We start from the raw sequence: 16,885 nt of genomic DNA on the forward strand, positions 1-16,885 counted from the left end.
CGACAAAAATCAAGAGCCCTCGTCAGGCCGCCGCAAAAAATCTCGCGGCCGCATCGAGTGCTGCGTCGATCGCCTCGTCGCCGATATCCTTGTGCGTCACCCAGCGCTGCTGGCCATAACGCCCCGAAACGGCGATCCCTGCAGCGGCCATATGGTCGGCAAACCGCTCGCCGATGGCCGGATCGGTCCGCAAGAAGAAGATATTGGTCTGGGGCAGTTCCACATCGAGCCCATCATGGCGCGCCAGCCCTTCGGCCAGCCGCCGCGCGCGGGCATGGTCCTCGGCCAGCCGTTCGACGTTGTTCTCGAGCGCATAAAGTCCCGCCGCCGCGATGATCCCCGCCTGCCGCATGCCGCCGCCCACCATCTTGCGCAGTCGCCGCGCCTTGGCGATGAACTCCGGGCTCCCCACCAGCACCGATCCCACCGGCGCTCCAAGCCCCTTGGAAAGGCACACCGAAACAGTGTCGAACGCGGCGGCCAATTCCTTGGCGCTGCGATTGGAGGCCACTGCCGCATTGAAAATCCGCGCGCCGTCGAGATGCGTCGCCAGCCCTGCCTGTCGGGCCAACGCCGTAGCTTCCTCCACATAGGTCTGCGGCAGCACCTTGCCGCCGATGGTGTTTTCCAGCGCCAGCAGGCGTGTCCGCGCGAAATGGATATCGTCGGGCTTGATCGCCGCGGCGATCTTGTCGAGCGGCAGCGATCCGTCCGGAGCGTTTTCGATCGGCTGTGGCTGGATCGAGCCGAGCACCGCCGCCCCGCCAGCCTCGAACTTATAGGCATGGGCCTCCTGCCCGGCGATATATTCCTCGCCGCGCTCGCAATGGCTCATCAGCGCAAGAAGGTTCGATTGCGTCCCCGAGGGCACGAACATCCCCGCCGCCTTGCCGGTCATGTCCGCGACCCTGGCTTCCAGCGCTGCGACGGTTTCATCCTCGCCATAAACATCGTCGCCCACCGGCGCTTCGGCCATCGCCGCGCGCATGGCCGCATCAGGCCGGGTTACCGTATCGGACCGGAAATCATGAACAATGGTAGCCATCGTGCCCCCGCTCAATTGGAAAACGCCGCCGATCCATACCGCTTTGCCCCGTCCCCGCCAACGGGCGGACGGACAGTTCCATTTGTCCACCCAAATGGACGTAATACTGTAGAACGGCAGCCGATCGGCGCCTCAAAGGTCTGCAATACTGACATGTTAGACCATCAGGCGCCATGCCGCGCCCTCTACTACAGTGTTACGGCCGCCGGAATTTTTTTGAACGCCGCAAAACTCGCACCGTCTTGAATATTTCCACTGTTTCTTTTAAAAAAACGGGATCGAAATTGCGGCCGACCGATCTAGCCGTGCGTTTTTCGCGCCTGCTGACGTCCTGAACCAAGACTTCGATATACCAGGGGGGAAGGCGACTTTTCCCATTTGAGACAGCACGACGTGAAAGGGACACGCCATGGCAACCGGCACTGTCAAATGGTTCAACACTCAGAAGGGTTACGGCTTCATCCAGCCCGACGAGGGTGGGGCGGACGTTTTCGTCCACATCTCCGCCGTTCAGAATTCCGGCATGACCCAGCTCGATGAAGGCCAGAAGATTTCCTACGAGATCGTCAAGGACAAGCGCACCGGTAAATCGGCTGCCGGCAATCTTGCCGCCAGCGACTGACGGGCACCCGCCAAGAGCTTAAGCCCGGCTCATTGGTCGGGACGGATAAAGGGGCGTAGACCGAATTATCGGTTTGCGCCCTCTTCATTTGGGCACTTGCAGCCGCCTCGACGCGCCCCATATGTCCCAGGGTGCAGACAGGCGAGCCGGAGGGCGCCCCGCCGATTGAACTTGACCAGCCGGTCAGGGGCGGGCAACCTCAGGCAAGCAAGTTTCCCCGAAAGCGTGGATCGATTCCGCTGACGTGTGCTCAGCGAGGTTTTCGATTTGCGCTTGAAGGACTTCCAGGAAAGTGCCCCCACTTCGCTCGGAAGGCCGACTGCATACTGACGTAGCGTTTTACATAGGAGGGATTGGCAGAAATGGACAAGATCCCGATGACCGTGGCGGGACACGCCGCATTGATAGCAGAACTTCAGCGCCGCACCGGCGAGGATCGCCGCGCGATCATCGACGCGATTTCCGAGGCGCGCGCCCATGGCGACCTTTCGGAAAACGCCGAATATCACGCCGCCAAGGAGCAGCAGAGCCTCAACGAAGGCCGCATCATGGAGATCGAATCCATGCTGGCCATGGCCGACGTCATCGACGTCTCCAAGCTTTCCGGCTCGACCGTCAAGTTCGGCGCGACCGTCACGCTGATCGACGAAGACACCGAGGAAGAAAAGACCTACCAGATCGTGGGCGATCCCGAAGCCGACGCTTCGGCCGGCCGTATCTCGGTTTCCTCGCCCATCGCCCGCGCCCTGATCGGCAAGTCGGTCGGTGATTCGATCGAAGTCGCCGCTCCCGGCGGCGCCCGCGGCTACGAAATTCTCAAGGTCGCCTTCATCTAGAGCGTGTCCAGCAAAAGCATCTCCCCTCGCTTGATCGGGGATGGAAACCGTTGTGCGGTTCGGACACGCGACAAAACAAAGGGTTGGAGCCCAGGATTTGATTCATTCAAATCCTGCACGGCCCTAAGCCCTGCTGGGAGCTACTCCAGGAGTGCCGCATCCTTAACCCTCTCCCTTGGGGGAGAGGGTGGCCGGCAGGCCGGTGAGGGGGCCTTGCCAGGGGCGATTTCGTCTCGAATTCCCTCAGGCCCTCCCCTTTGGTGCAATTTCGCCGCAGCATGGCTGGTTTTCCCCCGGCAAATGGCGTCTGCGCTTGTAACCGGGTCGGGCCGTGCCATATTTGGTGCCGAGATAAATTTGATCGGCACGACCTTCATGCACGCAAAGACCATCATCATCGGCTCGGGGCCCGCCGGCTACACCGCCGCCGTCTACGCCGCCCGCGCCATGCTTGAGCCGCTCATGATCACCGGCATGCAGCCGGGCGGGCAGCTCACCATCACCACCGATGTCGAAAACTATCCCGGCTTCGCCGATCCCATTCAGGGCCCCTGGCTCATGGAGCAGATGCGCGCCCAGGCGGTGAATATGGGCACCACGATCGAGAACGACCTGATCGTCGATGTCGATTTTTCCATCCGCCCGTTCCGGCTCACCGGCGACAGCGGCAAGACCTACACCGCCGATAGCGTCATCATCGCCACCGGCGCCCAGGCCCGCTGGCTCGGCCTTGCCACGGAAGAAAAGTTCAAGGGCTTCGGCGTCTCCGCCTGCGCCACCTGCGACGGCTTTTTCTACCGCGACAAGACGGTCCTCGTCGTCGGCGGCGGCAACACCGCCGTCGAGGAAGCCCTGTTCCTCACCAATTTCGCCTCCAAGGTGATCGTCGTTCACCGCCGCGACCAGTTCACCGCCGAAAAGGTCATGCAGCAGCGCCTGTTCAAGCACCCCAAGATCGAGGTGCGCTGGAATACCGTGCTCGACGAGGTCAAGGGCGACAACATGCCCCCCTCGGTGCGCGGCGCCGTTCTGCGCGACGTTGTGACCGACGAAAAGCACGAACTCGAGGTCGACGGCATTTTCGTCGCCATCGGTCATGCTCCTGCCACCGAAGTCTTCAACGGTAAGCTCGAAATGAAGAATGGCGGCTATATCGTCACCGCTCCCGACAGCACGGCCACTTCGGTGCCGGGCGTGTTTGCGGCAGGCGATGTCACCGACGACATCTACCGCCAGGCGGTCACCGCCGCCGGCATGGGCTGCATGGCCGCGCTCGAAGCCGAGCGTTACCTCGCCGCCCACGAAATGGCCGAAGCCGCCGAATAACAGGCGACGAGGATTTTTGACTTATAGCCGTCCGCGGAAATCCTCTCCGCGAACGGCATTCAAAGAGGGGACATCGGGGGATGCTGGATTGGGACAAGCTGCGCATATTCCATGTCGCCGCCGAGTCGGGGAGCTTTACGCATTCGGCTGAAAAGCTCGGCATGTCGCAATCGGCCGTTTCCCGCCAGATTTCCGCGCTCGAGGAAGATCTGGGCTTAAAGCTCTTCATCCGCCACGCCCGGGGCCTGGTGCTCACCGAAGTGGGCGAGCAGCTTTTCCGCACGGCCCACCGCATGGCCTGGGAGCTGCAATCGGTGCAGGCGCAGATGACCGAAAGCCAGGATGTGCCCACCGGCCCGCTCCTGGTCACCACCACCGTGGGTTTCGGCTCCACCTGGCTCACCAAGCGCATCCACGAATTCGTGACGCTTTATCCCACCATTCAGCTCGAAATCAAACTCAACGACGCCGAGCTGGACCTGGCCATGCGCGAGGCCGACGTCGCCATCCGCCTGCATCGGCCCAACCAGTCCGAAATGATCCAGCGCAAGCTGTTCACGGTGCACAACCACATCTATGCGGCAGAGAGCTATCTTGAAGAGTACGGCGCGCCCCAAAGCATCGAAGATCTCGACGACCACAAGATCGTCAGCTTCGGCGAGCCCTCCCCCTCTTACCTTGGCGACGTCAACTTCCTCGAACGGATCGGCCGCCCGGACAATTCCCCGCGCCGGGCGACGCTGCGGGTCAACGCCATCTACGGCATGATGCAGGCCTGCCGGCAGGGCATCGGCATCGCCATGCTGCCAGATTACGTCACCGAGGAAGAACCCAGGCTCAAGCGCATCCTCACCGATTTGACGCTGCCTGAATACGAAACCTATTTCGTCTATCCGCCGGCGCTGAAAAGCTCCAAACGCGTTGGCGTGTTCCGCGACTTCCTTGTCGAAAAGGCCCGCGACTGGCAGTTCTAACCCGCGGTCAAAGCCAAGCATGCGCGGCCGGCAGGGACCGGGATCGGCAAGGATCCCGGCCCGCTGGCTCCCTCAGGCCGCCGCCCGTTCGCCGCTGCGCCGGCGCCGGAGTTCGGGTTCAACCAGAGCCGGCGGAGCGTAATTGGCCTCGTTGGGGGCTAGGTCCATGCCGGGAGGCACGATCTCGTCGATCCGATTGAGAATCTCGTCGCTGAGCTGCACCTCGGCGCCGGCCAGAAGATCATCGAGATGCTGCATGGTTCGCGGCCCGATGATGGCCGAGGTGACCGCCGGATGGGACGTAACGAACCCCAGCGCCATGTGAATGAGCGACAATCCGTTTTCCTCGGCCAGCGCGATAAGCTGTTCGATCACCTCCAGGCTGGCTTCGTCGGAGAACAGCTTCTTGAAGTAAGGCGCGCGCGGCGAGTCGGGCGTGGGCTGCCCCTTGCGGTATTTGCCGGTGAGCATCCCCTTCGCCAGCGGGCTCCAGACCATCACACCCATGCCGTAGCGCTGGCAGGTGGGCAGCATGTCGCGCTCGATGCCGCGATTGAGGATGGAGTAAGGCGGCTGCTCCGTTCGGAACCGGGCTAGGCCCCGGCGCTCGGACACCCATTGCGCCTCCACGATCTCCGAGACGGGAAACGTCGATGTACCGATCGCCCGGATCTTGCCGGCGCGCATCAGGTCCGTCAGTGCCGAAAGCGTCTCTTCGATGTCAGTATCCGGCGTCGGCCTGTGCACTTGGTAGATGTCGATGTAATCGGTGCCCAGGCGACGCAGCGAATCCTCGACGGCGCGGGTGATCCAGCGGCGCGATGTTCCCTGCATATTGGGGTCCTCGCCCATGGGACCGAAGAACTTGGTGGCCAGCACCACATTGTCGCGCCGCCCTTTGAGCGCCTTGCCCAGGATCTCCTCGGATTCCCCGGCGCTGTAGCGGTCGGCGGTGTCGACGAAGTTGATTCCGGCGTCGAGAGCCTTGTGGATGATGCGGGCGCATTCCTCATGGTCGGGGTTGCCGATCGAGCCGAACATCATGGCGCCCAGGCAATAGGGGCTGACCTTGATCCCGGTCCTGCCGAGTGGACGATATTGCATGTCATAGTCCTTTCCGAAGTGGTCAATGCCGTTCCAGCGTGCTAAACGGAACGACATTCCGATTTAATACGGAACAATGTTCCGTTTAGCAAGAGGTGCGTTCAATTTGCCTGAGCCGAAACTGGAAAAGCCGGTCCGCGCCGATGCGCGGCGCAGCGTCAACGCGTTGCTCGACGCCGCGCTGGAGGTCTTTGCGACCTCCGGCGTCGACGCCCCGGTGCGCGACATCGCGGAAAAGGCGGGCGTGGGCGTGGGCACGCTCTACAGGCACTTCCCGCAGCGGTCCGACCTGATCGTCGCGGTGTTCCGCAAGGAGGTGGACGCCTGCGCCGCCGCTGCTTCGGCCTTTGCCACCCAGTATGAGCCGGCAGAGGCACTGGATCGCTGGCTGGAGCGGTTCATCGCGTTCGTCGCGGCCAAGCGTGGTCTGTCCGCGGCCCTGCATTCGGGCGATTCAGCCTACGAGGCCCTGCCCACCTATCTGATGGAACGCCTTGCCCCCGCCGCGTCCGGCCTGCTCAAGGCGGCAGAAGCTGCGGGCAAAGTCCGGCCGGACGTCCAGCCGGCCGACCTCCTGATGGGGATTGCGCATCTCTGCTCGCCGGACGGCAAGGGCGGCATCACGGAAGACTCCCGACGCATGGTGAACCTGCTGATCGACGGGCTCCGCTATCGAGGCCCGAACCAGCCCTGAGCGCCCGTGCAGGCGCAAGCATACCCTTACCCTTCCGAACGCGGCACGATTCGAGCAGATCGAAAGCGCAAGTCCCACCCGTCCATTGTCGTTTTTAACCGTCGTTGGAGCCGCCCTCAGGCTTTCCGCAGGCTCTGAGTAAAAAAATTTTGGTAGCCGGTGGCCCACCCTGCATACAGAATAATGCAACAAAAACAGCCACTTTGCCCTCAAGATAGGCAGAGATATGCAATTTCTGCATAGCTGGCATAACCGGAACAGGGTTGTCGCAACCCGGCTGAAACTCTACCTACCCGCCAGACATTGCGCGTCTTTCCTCCTCCCTTTGGGCGCGTTTGATGTTCCCTCCTAACGAGAAGCTTGCTTCTCGTCCTGGGCCCCGCTCTCCCCTCGAGCGGGGCTTTTTTTTGCCTTGCCGACGGGCGGTGCCCACTGCTTGTGCATGGCGGCTCCTGGCACTTGCATCCAGCGCATAGCTGCCATGCCGTAAGACGACTTGAGAAGTCGTGATTAGGGTGGCATATACGCATCGTCAACGACGCGACGCGCCCTTCCTCCTCCTCCCAGGGCCCCTTGCGAGTTGGCAGCAGAGCGGGAAAGGTTCCTCCTCCTCCCTCCTTGACCGCTCCTAGGCCGTAATTCGATTCCTCCTCCCTCGAATGCGGCCGAAGGTTCAGAGGCTTCACCGAATTTCGGTGAAGCCTCTTTTCTTTTCCGGCGACAGTTCAAGCGTCCCGGACGCAGCGGAACCGCCACAGCCGCGCCGCCTCCAATCCATGCCTACGTTTTAATCATCACACCCAACCTGCCTAATGCATGGCAGCTATGCGGTTTTGCGCATTGTTGCGGGGAACGAGGCAGCGCATATTGTCATTGTCGATGAGCGACGCGCCCTCTCCTCCTCCCAGGGCCCCTCGCTTTAGACACCCGAGCGGACGATGTATCCTCCTCCCACGTCTCCGCTCAACCCGATCCGCGCCGTCTCCTCCTCCCTCGGCCGGGTCGTAAACTGAGAGATTTGGGTTCTACCCGATCAAAGGCTCCGTCTTCCGACGGAGCCTCTTTTTTTGCTTTGCCATCGTGATTATAACTAAGGTTAGAACTTAGGAGAGCAGGTCATGACCAAGCTCAAGGTACGCTCGATCGGCAATTCCCTGGGGGTTATCCTTCCCAAGGACGCGCTATCCCAGTTGCATGTGGGCGATGGCGATACGCTGTATCTGACGACCGCCCCCGACGGCGCGATGCGCCTTACCGCATATGATCCCCAGTTCGAAGATCAGATGCAGGCAGCGCGCAAGGGCATGGCCAAATACCGCAACGCCTTGCGCGAACTGGCGAAATGATCGAGCCGCAATGGCTCTCCCCACGTGCGCTGTTGGCGATGCATGACGAGGTGCTGGCGGCCCATGGCGGACTTTCAGGTCTGCGCGATCCGGGAGCGCTGGATTCAGCGCTCTCCCGCGCCCGCAATCTCTTCGAGTACGATCAGGGCGACCTGTTTGACCTCGCCGCAGCCTATGCCGGGGGCATCGTCAAAAATCACCCTTTCGCCGACGGCAACAAGCGTGCGGCGTTTTTGGCGTCCTACGTTTTTCTCGCCATCAACGGCTATGAGCTTGAGGCACCCGAACCTGATGTCGCGGTGACTGTCTTCGCGCTCGCGGCTGGCGAGCTTTCCGAAGAAAGCTTCGCCGCTTGGTTACGCGCTCATGCCGTCAAGATGAGCTGAGCCCCGCGCAGAACGCCTCGATCCGGTCCATCGCCTTGGCGAGTTCGTCGTCCGAGGCCGCGTAGGAGATGCGGAAGTGCCCCGCCAGGCCGAAGGCCGAGCCATGCACCAGCGCCACGCCATTCTCCTCGAGCAGCGCCATCACCAAATCCTCGTCGGTCGCAAGCGTCCGGCCGCCGGCGCTGGTCTTGCCCAGCAGTCCCTTGCATGAGGGAAACACATAGAACGCCCCTTCGGGCACCAGGCATTCGATGCCCTCAAGCGCGTTGAGCCGGCCCACCACATAGTCGCGCCGCTTCTGGAAGGTGTCCCGCCAGTCCGCGAGGAAGCTCTGCGGTCCGTTGAGCGCCTCCACCGCAGCCCATTGCGAGATCGAGGGCGGATTGGTCGTCGACTGCCCCTGCAGCTTGAGCATCGCCTTGAGGATTTCCCTCGGCCCCGTGCAATAACCGATCCGCCATCCGGTCATGGCGTGCGATTTGGACACCCCGTTCATGGTCACCGTCCGCCCCATGAGTCCGGGCTCGACCTGCGCGATCGTCGCGAACGCGCGCCCGTCATAGACCAGCACCTCATAGATGTCGTCGGTCAGCACGTGGACGTGGCCGTGCCGCATCAGCACCTCGGCCAGACCCTTGAGTTCATCCGCCGTATAGGCCGCGCCGGACGGGTTGGATGGCGTATTGAGGATCAGCCATTTGGTTCGCTCCGAGATCGCCGCTTCCAGCGCCTCGGGCGTCAATTTGAAGCCCGTCTCCTGGCTCGCCTGCGCAAACACCGGCTCGGCCCCCGCCAGTCGCACGATCTCGGGATAGCTCACCCAATAGGGCACCGGCACCACCACCTCGTCGCCGGGATTGAGCGTCGCCATCAGCGCATTGAAGATGATCTGCTTGCCGCCAGCCGAAACAAAGCAATCTTCCGCCGTGACATCGAGTCCGTTGTCGCGCCTGAACTTGGCGGCAACCGCCTCTTTCAGCTCGGCGATCCCGTCGACATTGGTATAGCGCGTCTCCCCCCGCTCGATCGCCGCGATCCCCGCCTTGCGCACATGCTCGGGTGTATCGAAATCGGGTTCGCCCGCCGAAAGCGCGATGACGTCCTTGCCCGTCTGCGCCATCTGCCGCGCCAGTTGGCTGATCCCGACCGTTGCCGAAGGTTGCACGCGCGAAAGCGCATCGGAGATGAGTCCCATTTCGTCCTCTGCTGGGCTGGTCAAACCTCAAAGCTATAGCCGCCCTCCGCTCCGCCCGCCACTCGCTTTGAGCATTTGCGCGTCCGCATCATCCGAAAGTCGACCATTTCCCCCGCTTGTGCGTTAGATTGTCGCAAGGCAAGCTCATTGCACAAGCTTGAGGAGATGACCGCAATGTTTGTTGAATCGATCCTGGCCACCAAGGGCTCTTCGGTCGTGACCGTTCCCTCGCACACCACCATCGGCGATCTCATCGCCGAACTGGCCCGGCACAATATCGGCGCCGTCGTCGTGCTCGATGAGGGCAAGGTGAGCGGCATCATTTCCGAGCGCGACATCGTCCGCCATCTGGCCGGCAGCGCCGAGGGCTTCCGCTCCAAGCCGGTGTCCACCCTCATGACCCGCTCGCCCCAGACCTGCTCCCGGTCCGATACTCTTGAAGACGTGATGAACAAGATGACCCGCGGCCGCTTCCGCCACCTGCCGGTCGTCGAGAACGGCGAACTCGTCGGCATCATCTCCATCGGCGACGTGGTCAAGCGCAAGATCGAGGAAGTCGAACACGAAGCCGGCGTGCTCCGCGAATATATCGCAAGCTGATCGCACACCGCCTCCGCCCGCCACAGCCCTCCACAAACACCTCACCAGATCACCACCGCCAACCCCAAGAGCCCCCCTTTCCCCTTGAGGGAGAGGGGCCGGGGGTGAGCGGGTGCGCTGAGCTTCAACAACCAACGAGGTGCGTTCGAACCTCAGCACCCTTATCCGACCTTTCGCGGCCACCTTCCCCAAGGAGAGCTAGAACTGGGATAACCGCAAGCGAAGCGTTTCTGGCTGATCTCTGACCATGCCCCAAGAACCCCCTTCTCCCCTGGTGGGAGAAGGGTCGGCGATGAGGGGGCTCAGCATACCAACGGCCACCGGTATGAATGTCGAACCTCATCACTCCCCTGATCGGCCACTACGCAGCCACCTTCTCCCACCCACGGAAGAAGAGGCAAAACGCTACAATGAGCGCCCCCTCCACAAACGCGCCAGCCAAAGCACCACCGCCAACCCCAGGAGCCGCCCTCTCCCCTTGAGGGAGAGGGGCCGGGGGTGAGGGGTGCGCTGAGCTTCAACAGCCAAGGAGGTGGCGTGCGGAACCTCAGAGCCTCCTCATCCGGCCACTGTGCGGCCACCGTCTCCCACCAGGGGAGAAGGTAGAAGAGGCAGAAACCCTACAACGAGAGCCCCTTCACAAACGCCTCGACAAAAACACCACCGCCCGCCCCGAGAGCCCCCCTCTCCCCTGGTGGGAGAGGGGTCGGGGGTGAGGGGGGCGCATCGGCCAAGCCGATGCGGCGGCGCAAGCCGCTCGTGCCTTGCTCCGCTCTTTCGAAATCGGCTATTGCATCCTGCCCACAACGCACCGGTTCCCCATGTCCCGCCCCATCGCGCTTAGCTGTCTGCTGCTTGCCACCGCCATCTGGGGCTTTGCCTTCATTGCGCAAAAAACCGCGATGGACGTCATGGGCCCGCTCACCTTCACCGGTTCGCGCTTCCTGCTCGGCGGTCTGTTGGTCCTGCCTTTCGCCCTGCGCGAAAACGCTCGCCAGCCCGAAAAGCTCGATCGCCGCCAATGGGCGCTGATCGGCTTTCTGAGCCTCAACTTCTTCATGGGCGCGCTGCTGCAGCAATTGGGGCTGCAGTTCACCACCATCACCAATTCGGGCTTCCTCACCGGTCTTTACGTGCTCTTCGTGCCGGTCATCCTGCTTGTCGTTTTCCGCCAGCCGCCCCACAAGGTCATCTGGGTGGGCATGCCCTTGGCGCTGATCGGATTGTTCCTTCTCAACGGCGCGCGCCTCGATCGCCTCAACACCGGCGATAGCCTTGTGATCGCCAGCGCCGTCTTCTGGGCATTGCACGTTCTTTTGCTTGGCTATCTCGCCATCGAGACCAGACGCCCGATCTTCATCTCCGCCGTCAGTTTCCTTGCCGCCGGCGTGCTCGGGCTTTCAGGCGCCTTGGCGTTCGAAACGCCCACGCTTTCGGCGCTCACGGCGGGCTGGGTGGAAATCGTTTATGCCGGCGCCCTTTCCACCGCCGTGGGCTTCACGCTCCAGGCCATCGGCCAGCAGCACGTCCCGCCGGCCAACGCCGCCATCATCCTTTCGGCCGAAAGCCTCTTTGCCGCGCTGGGCGGCGCGCTGATCCTGGGCGAACGCCTCGATGCCCTGGGCTATGTCGGGGTCGCCATGATCTTTGCGGCCGTATTCCTCGTCGAGCTCCTGCCCAACCTGCGGCGCAAACCGGTTACTCAACCCGGTTGAGGCTGATGTCCTCGCACAGGACGAACAGCGCGCAGGCGCTCAACTCCATCGTGTCGTTGCCCGTCTGGACCACCGTGCCGCCGATATTGAACCCCTCCAGTGTCACGGTGCCCTCCCAGCGGTTCATCGCCACGTGGCGCGCATTCTTGAACATGTAGGTGTTGAGATACCGCGTGTTGCGCGCGTCCTGCTTATCCTCCTGGATCCAGATCAGCTCCGCGCACAGCCGGTCGCCATTCTCGCCACAGAACGTGAATTCGTAGCGCGATTCCTTGTTGTCGGGCTCCCAGATCCCGATCGGGTTGAACTGTTCAGCCATCGCGGGCCCGGCGGCCAGCAGGGCCAGGCAAAGTGCGATCGGCTTGAGAACGGCTTTGAGGGCCATGACATACACTCCGCGATTGGGATGATCACCGGCGCCCAGTATCGATCCACCCGATGAACCCGGCATGAACCGCAGCGCCCTTGTGATTCGCGTCATATCACCGTCATGCGACAAGATTACGGTGTCTTTATCCGGCTCTACCCCAGCCGGTGCCCCGGGCCGATGTCCCAATGCCGGCCCCACTCGGTCGCCCACTTTGGCGGCCTTTTTCTTTTCCTGTGGATCGTTGTCGCGAACCGCTCCGCCTTCGGCCTCGCCACGGGCTACAAAGTCCCTTCACACGCGATCGGGACAGCCTTGGCCAAGCTCTACTTCTCCTACGCCGCCATGAATGCCGGCAAGTCCACCCTGCTGCTGCAGGCGTCTTACAATTACCGCGAGCGCGGCATGGATACGCTGCTGTTCACCGCTGCCCTGGACGACCGGGCCGGGCGCGGCGTCATCGCCTCGCGCATAGGCGTCTCCTGCGAGGCACAGCTCTTCACCGCCCGGGACAATCTGTTCGCGATCGTCGAAACCGCCCACGCCCACACGCCCTATAGCTGCATCTTCGTGGACGAAGCCCAGTTCCTTACGCCCGATCAGGTCTGGCAACTCGCCCGCGTCGCCGATCGGCTCAACATTCCCGTGATGTGCTATGGCCTGCGCACCGATTTCCAGGGCAAGCTGTTTCCCGGTTCATCCGAACTTCTGGCTATCGCCGACACCCTGCGCGAAGTGCGCACCATTTGCCATTGCGGCGCCAAGGCCACCATGGTGGTCCGCCTCGGCCCCGACGGCCAGCCGCTCCTCGAAGGCGACCAGGTCGACATCGGCGGCAACGACAAATATATCTCCCTGTGCCGCCGCCATTGGGAAGAAACCGTGGGCCGCTGGCCGAAAACCCTGGGATAAGAACCAATGAGCGACAAAATCGAACCCCGCGGCGCCTTGACCATCCGCACCATGCCCATGCCCGCCGATACCAACGCCGCCGGCGATATTTTCGGCGGCTGGCTCATGAGCCAAATGGATATCGCGGGCGCCATCGCCGCCGTCGAGCATGTGGGCGGGCGCGTTGCCACTGTCGCTGTCGAGGCCATGACCTTCATCGCCCCGGTCAGGGTCGGGGACGTGCTGTGCGTCTACACCTGGATCGACCGGATCGGCACCACCTCTATCAAGGTGGGCATGGAAGCCTGGACCAAGTCCCGCGCCACCCCCGACCGCACCAAGGTCACCGAAGGCCACTTCATCTATGTGGCCCTGACCGACGACGGCCAGAAGCGCGTCATCGGCCAAACCGCCATAGCTTAGTTCCAGCGCCCCTACATGTGCGCCAGTTCTTCGCCCAGAATCTGCTGAACCAGGCGAATGCGGGGGCTCCCCTCCAGCCCCCGATGCGTGACCAGCCATATGGGAACCTCGATCTCGAGCAAATCGGCCGGCAGTCGCGTCACGCCCGCGGTCCGGTCGGCCACTTCGCGCAGCATGGGAGCGATGCCAAGGCCGCGCTGTACCATCTCCCAAACGGCGAGTCCGGAGTTCGAAAGTATCCGGAAGTCGGATGCGTTGACGGGGAGGCCGACCCCGGTCAGGTAGTCGGCGAGACTGGCCGGGTCCTCGATGCTGATAATGTGGGAACGCACCAGTTCATCGGGCGTGCGCGGCATGCCGTTGCGCGAGATCCATTCCTCGGACGCATAGAAATAGGCGTAGGTATCGCGCAGGTGCTGCCCCACCAGTCCCTCGCGGTCCGGCGCGACATGGCGCACCGCGATATCGGCCTCGCGGCGGTGAAGATCGCTCAGATCGTTGGAGGCCAGGACCATCACCGTAAGCTGGGGCGCTTCTCGCCTGATGCGGGCGACGATTTCGGGCATGAGATAGGCGGCGAACGTATCGGTCACCGAAATGCTCACCTTTCCGCTGATCGCCTTGGCGTCACCGCTCGCCGACAGCAGAAACGCATCGGCGGCGTCGCCCATGAGCTGGACATGCTCGAGCAGCCCGCTTCCCGCCGATGTCAGATACAGCCTGCGGCCGATCCGCTCGAACAATACGAGGTCGAGATCGGCCTCGAGCGCAATGATCTGGCGCGACAGCGTGGGCTGGGTGAGATTGAGGTGGCGCGCCGCGGCGGACAGCGACCCCAGAGTGGCGGTCGCATGAAAGGCGCGCAACAGATTCCAGTCCAGCTTTCTCATTCATCCATGTATATATATCGTGCGAAATTAGGCAATTGCCGCGCGAAATGCATATGCTAACGTCACCGGAAACGGTCGGAGGGCATTCTCGTGACGGCAGCTTCTGATGCACGCTTCTGGGATAAAACCGCCAGGCGGTACGCGGCATCGGCGATTTCCGACATGCCCGGTTATGAACGCACGCTCGAGCGCACGCGCAGCTTCCTTGAGCCCGGTCATCAAGTGTTGGAACTCGGCTGCGGCACGGGGACAACCGCGCTGCATCTGGCGGGCGCCGTCGCGGCCTACACCGCGACCGACATCTCGGCCCAAATGATTGCCATCGCCGAGGACAAGCTGCGCCGCGACCCGATCGCCAGCTTGAACTTTCGCGTGGCGACCGCCGAGGAGATGGCCTCTAAGGGCCGCCAGTTCGACGTCGTCCTGGGCTTCAACTATCTCCATCTTGTCCAGGACCCCAAATCCACCCTGCGCGCGATCGATCGATTGCTGAAGCCGCACGGCTTGTTCATCTCCAAAACTCCGTGTGTGGGGGAAATGAACCTGCTCATCAGGCGTTTCCTGCTGCCGGCCATGCGCGCCGTCGGCAAGGCTCCGCATGTCTCGGTTTTCAACGCTCGCCAGCTCATGGAGCTGATTGCCGATGAAGGTTTCACGGTGCTGGCAAAGGAAAATCATGCCAGCAAAGGCCGCGATTTCCGGCCCTTCGTGGTCGCCTCGAAACCGTGACCTGAGCAGCGCCCCCTCCCTGCCCACAATGTTCATTCCCGGTTCACTGCCAATTGGCTAATTCCTTGTTCATGAGGAATGATCTGGTCATCGACCGGTCGTCCGGTGGAACCAAAGGGCAAGCTTGACGATTTTTCGCCACAAAGCCCCAATCTCTCGGAGGGAGAGCGACATGAACTTGCGTAAACTCGCGGCCGCGGCGGCTTTGGCGCTAGCCGGCATTCTGACAACCGTGTCCGGCGCCTTCGCCTATGAAGCCTACGCCACCACCGCGCTCAACGTGCGCACCGGTCCGGGCACCAATTACCCGGTGATCGCCGCCCTTTCGGCCAATCAGGTGGTCGAGGTCGGCCAGTGCAATGGAAGCTGGTGCCAGGTGACGGCGACCAACATTCGCGGTTGGGCGTCTTCCAATTATCTCCGCCGCATCCAGCCTTCCGGTCCTTCGCGCCCCCTTCCCGGCCGTGACGACGATGTGGGGTTCACCATCAACACCCCCAATTTCAGCTTCTCGATCGGCGCCGGCCGTCCAGGGCCCGGCCCCGCCCCCACGGGCCGCGTCTGCTTCTATGAGGAGTTCAACTACAATGGCCGCAGCTTCTGCGTGACCGGCCGCGACAACGAACGCTATCTGGGCAATTTCTGGAGCGATCGCATTCGTTCCGCTCAGGTGCAGGGCAATATCGCCGCCACCGTCTGCACCGGCGCCGACTTTTCGGGCCGCTGCGCGGTGATCGACCGGTCGGTCCGCAATCTGGGCATGCTCTCGGACAACATTTCGTCCTACTACCTCGATCGCCGCTAAGCCCCGATCTGCAGCCCTGCAAAAGCCGCCCATCCAGGGCGGCTTTTTCATGCCCGGCACGTAAAAAAGCCGGGTGTTGCCATATCATCACGGTTCCAGACGAATCGACGCAGATTCCGCCGTGCCGCCTTTTCGTCCGATTCGGTCCCATTTCTGGTCACATCTTCGTGTAGAACCCGAATTTGTCGCCAAACAAAAACGGGTCAGGACCGTATGAAGATCATCAAGCCTACAGTGCTGTGCACAGCACTCCTACTTGGAACTTTCCCCCTCACCACCGCCCTTCACGCACAAGACACGGTCGCTGTCGTGCAAACCCTGACGGGCACCGCCTCTTGGTACGGCGGCAAGTTCCACGGCAGAAGAACCGCCAATGGGGAAACCTACAACCAGAACGCGCTGACAGCGGCCCACCGCTACCTCCCCTTCGGAACGGAAGTCGTGGTCACCAATCAGAACAACGGCGAAAGCGTCGTGGTTCGCATCAATGATCGTGGTCCCTTCACCGGCGGCCGCATCATCGATCTTTCGCGCCAGGCCGCCAGCGAAATCGGCATGATCAATTCGGGCACCGCCCGGGTCACCGTCGAGGTTATCGGCTAGGAGCGTGTCCAGCAAAAGCATGTCCCCGGCTTGGCCGGGGATGGAACGGTTTTGCGGTTCGGACACGCGAAAAAACAAAAAGCTAGAGCCACGGATTTGATTCAATCAAATTCGTGGCTCTAGCCAGCGTTCTTGCACACGGATCAAAAAGGCGCTCCCGGCCCGGCCTGGAGCGCCTTTTTCATGCGCGGCGATAGCCGCTTTCCACAGCGCCATCGCCGCTGAAACCGAAAATTTACTGTTAATTTGAGTTTCCCCCACAACCCCCGGTTAACCGCGCATACTCGGTTCCAGTCGGTCGAGGGCGCGGTTCCTGAAGCGTTTTTCGCCGGCA

The 16,885-nt window shown here is 62.2% G+C and carries 19 protein-coding genes; 14 read left to right on the top strand and 5 right to left on the bottom strand.

The features are described from left to right. Positions 1 to 22: 22 nt before the first annotated feature. Positions 23 to 1,045: a low-specificity L-threonine aldolase gene (gene ltaE, locus NO932_RS13705; RefSeq protein WP_309207858.1), complete on the bottom strand. Its 1,023-nt coding sequence runs from the start codon at positions 1,043 to 1,045 to the stop codon at positions 23 to 25. A 409-nt stretch (positions 1,046 to 1,454) separates the two neighbouring features. Between ltaE and NO932_RS13710 the strand changes: the two genes are divergently transcribed. The 4 genes from NO932_RS13710 to NO932_RS13725 all read left to right on the top strand — a co-directional run bounded on the left by NO932_RS13710 (position 1,455) and on the right by NO932_RS13725 (position 4,803). Then, on the top strand, positions 1,455 to 1,667 hold the full coding sequence (locus NO932_RS13710) for a cold-shock protein (RefSeq protein ID WP_309160427.1): 213 nt from the start codon (positions 1,455 to 1,457) through the stop codon (positions 1,665 to 1,667). 362 nt (positions 1,668 to 2,029) lie between these two features. Continuing rightward, on the top strand, positions 2,030 to 2,503 hold the full coding sequence (gene greA, locus NO932_RS13715; RefSeq protein WP_309160426.1) for a transcription elongation factor GreA: 474 nt from the start codon (positions 2,030 to 2,032) through the stop codon (positions 2,501 to 2,503). Between the two features lie 375 nt (positions 2,504 to 2,878). Beyond that, the gene (trxB, locus tag NO932_RS13720; protein ID WP_309207859.1) at positions 2,879 to 3,829 is read left to right on the top strand and encodes a thioredoxin-disulfide reductase; all 951 of its coding nucleotides are present in this window, start codon (positions 2,879 to 2,881) and stop codon (positions 3,827 to 3,829) included. Positions 3,830 to 3,909: 80 nt separating this feature from the next. Then, entirely contained in the window at positions 3,910 to 4,803 is an 894-nt protein-coding gene (locus NO932_RS13725) for a LysR family transcriptional regulator (protein ID WP_309207860.1), read from the top strand. A 72-nt stretch (positions 4,804 to 4,875) separates the two neighbouring features. Here NO932_RS13725 and NO932_RS13730 read toward each other — a convergent pair whose 3' ends face one another. Continuing rightward, positions 4,876 to 5,907 carry an aldo/keto reductase gene (locus tag NO932_RS13730; RefSeq protein ID WP_309207861.1) on the bottom strand — a complete coding sequence of 344 codons (1,032 nt, stop codon included), beginning with the start codon at positions 5,905 to 5,907 and terminating at the stop codon, positions 4,876 to 4,878. A 106-nt stretch (positions 5,908 to 6,013) separates the two neighbouring features. On the opposite strand from NO932_RS13730, the gene NO932_RS13735 reads away from it, so the two are divergent. The 3 genes from NO932_RS13735 to NO932_RS13745 all read left to right on the top strand — a co-directional run bounded on the left by NO932_RS13735 (position 6,014) and on the right by NO932_RS13745 (position 8,333). Then, positions 6,014 to 6,601: a helix-turn-helix domain-containing protein gene (locus NO932_RS13735; protein ID WP_309207862.1), complete on the top strand. Its 588-nt coding sequence runs from the start codon at positions 6,014 to 6,016 to the stop codon at positions 6,599 to 6,601. 1,118 nt (positions 6,602 to 7,719) lie between these two features. Further along, the gene (locus NO932_RS13740; RefSeq protein ID WP_309160422.1) at positions 7,720 to 7,947 is read left to right on the top strand and encodes an AbrB/MazE/SpoVT family DNA-binding domain-containing protein; all 228 of its coding nucleotides are present in this window, start codon (positions 7,720 to 7,722) and stop codon (positions 7,945 to 7,947) included. Beyond that, the gene (locus NO932_RS13745; RefSeq protein WP_309207863.1) at positions 7,944 to 8,333 is read left to right on the top strand and encodes a type II toxin-antitoxin system death-on-curing family toxin; all 390 of its coding nucleotides are present in this window, start codon (positions 7,944 to 7,946) and stop codon (positions 8,331 to 8,333) included. The genes NO932_RS13740 and NO932_RS13745 overlap by 4 nt, the downstream gene beginning before the upstream one ends. Here NO932_RS13745 and NO932_RS13750 read toward each other — a convergent pair. Continuing rightward, positions 8,320 to 9,528 (bottom strand): pyridoxal phosphate-dependent aminotransferase, encoded by a 1,209-nt coding sequence (locus NO932_RS13750; RefSeq protein ID WP_309207864.1) that lies wholly within the window; start codon positions 9,526 to 9,528, stop codon positions 8,320 to 8,322. The genes NO932_RS13745 and NO932_RS13750 overlap by 14 nt on opposite strands. Before the next feature lie 174 nt (positions 9,529 to 9,702). Here NO932_RS13750 and NO932_RS13755 point away from each other — a divergent pair, with 174 nt between their 5' ends. Both NO932_RS13755 and NO932_RS13760 read left to right on the top strand, forming a co-directional pair. Beyond that, positions 9,703 to 10,128 (top strand): CBS domain-containing protein, encoded by a 426-nt coding sequence (locus NO932_RS13755; RefSeq protein WP_309160419.1) that lies wholly within the window; start codon positions 9,703 to 9,705, stop codon positions 10,126 to 10,128. A gap of 764 nt (positions 10,129 to 10,892) precedes the next feature. Beyond that, on the top strand, positions 10,893 to 11,843 hold the full coding sequence (locus NO932_RS13760) for a DMT family transporter (protein WP_309207865.1): 951 nt from the start codon (positions 10,893 to 10,895) through the stop codon (positions 11,841 to 11,843). Here the strand turns inward: NO932_RS13760 and NO932_RS13765 are convergent. Next, a complete protein-coding gene (locus NO932_RS13765) occupies positions 11,827 to 12,228 on the bottom strand; it encodes a hypothetical protein (RefSeq protein WP_309160417.1) in 402 nt (133 codons plus the stop codon). The genes NO932_RS13760 and NO932_RS13765 overlap by 17 nt on opposite strands. A gap of 297 nt (positions 12,229 to 12,525) precedes the next feature. Here NO932_RS13765 and NO932_RS13770 point away from each other — a divergent pair, with 297 nt between their 5' ends. Together NO932_RS13770 and NO932_RS13775 are read left to right on the top strand one after the other, a co-directional pair. Beyond that, the gene (locus tag NO932_RS13770; RefSeq protein ID WP_309160416.1) at positions 12,526 to 13,122 is read left to right on the top strand and encodes a thymidine kinase; all 597 of its coding nucleotides are present in this window, start codon (positions 12,526 to 12,528) and stop codon (positions 13,120 to 13,122) included. A gap of 6 nt (positions 13,123 to 13,128) precedes the next feature. Beyond that, a complete protein-coding gene (locus NO932_RS13775; protein ID WP_309207866.1) occupies positions 13,129 to 13,524 on the top strand; it encodes an acyl-CoA thioesterase in 396 nt (131 codons plus the stop codon). Between the two features lie 11 nt (positions 13,525 to 13,535). Here NO932_RS13775 and NO932_RS13780 read toward each other — a convergent pair whose 3' ends face one another. Next, positions 13,536 to 14,414 (bottom strand): LysR family transcriptional regulator, encoded by an 879-nt coding sequence (locus NO932_RS13780; protein WP_309207867.1) that lies wholly within the window; start codon positions 14,412 to 14,414, stop codon positions 13,536 to 13,538. A 90-nt stretch (positions 14,415 to 14,504) separates the two neighbouring features. On the opposite strand from NO932_RS13780, the gene NO932_RS13785 reads away from it, so the two are divergent. The 3 genes from NO932_RS13785 to NO932_RS13795 all read left to right on the top strand — a co-directional run bounded on the left by NO932_RS13785 (position 14,505) and on the right by NO932_RS13795 (position 16,551). Then, entirely contained in the window at positions 14,505 to 15,143 is a 639-nt protein-coding gene (locus tag NO932_RS13785; RefSeq protein ID WP_309207868.1) for a class I SAM-dependent methyltransferase, read from the top strand. 172 nt (positions 15,144 to 15,315) lie between these two features. Further along, complete coding sequence (locus NO932_RS13790) at positions 15,316 to 15,948, top strand: peptidase inhibitor family I36 protein (RefSeq protein ID WP_309207869.1); 633 nt, start codon at positions 15,316 to 15,318, stop codon at positions 15,946 to 15,948. A gap of 213 nt (positions 15,949 to 16,161) precedes the next feature. Continuing rightward, a complete protein-coding gene (locus NO932_RS13795; protein WP_309207870.1) occupies positions 16,162 to 16,551 on the top strand; it encodes a septal ring lytic transglycosylase RlpA family protein in 390 nt (129 codons plus the stop codon). Positions 16,552 to 16,885: the final 334 nt, after the last annotated feature.

This window comes from Pelagibacterium sp. 26DY04 (assembly GCF_031202305.1).
Lineage (GTDB): Bacteria > Pseudomonadota > Alphaproteobacteria > Rhizobiales > Devosiaceae > Pelagibacterium.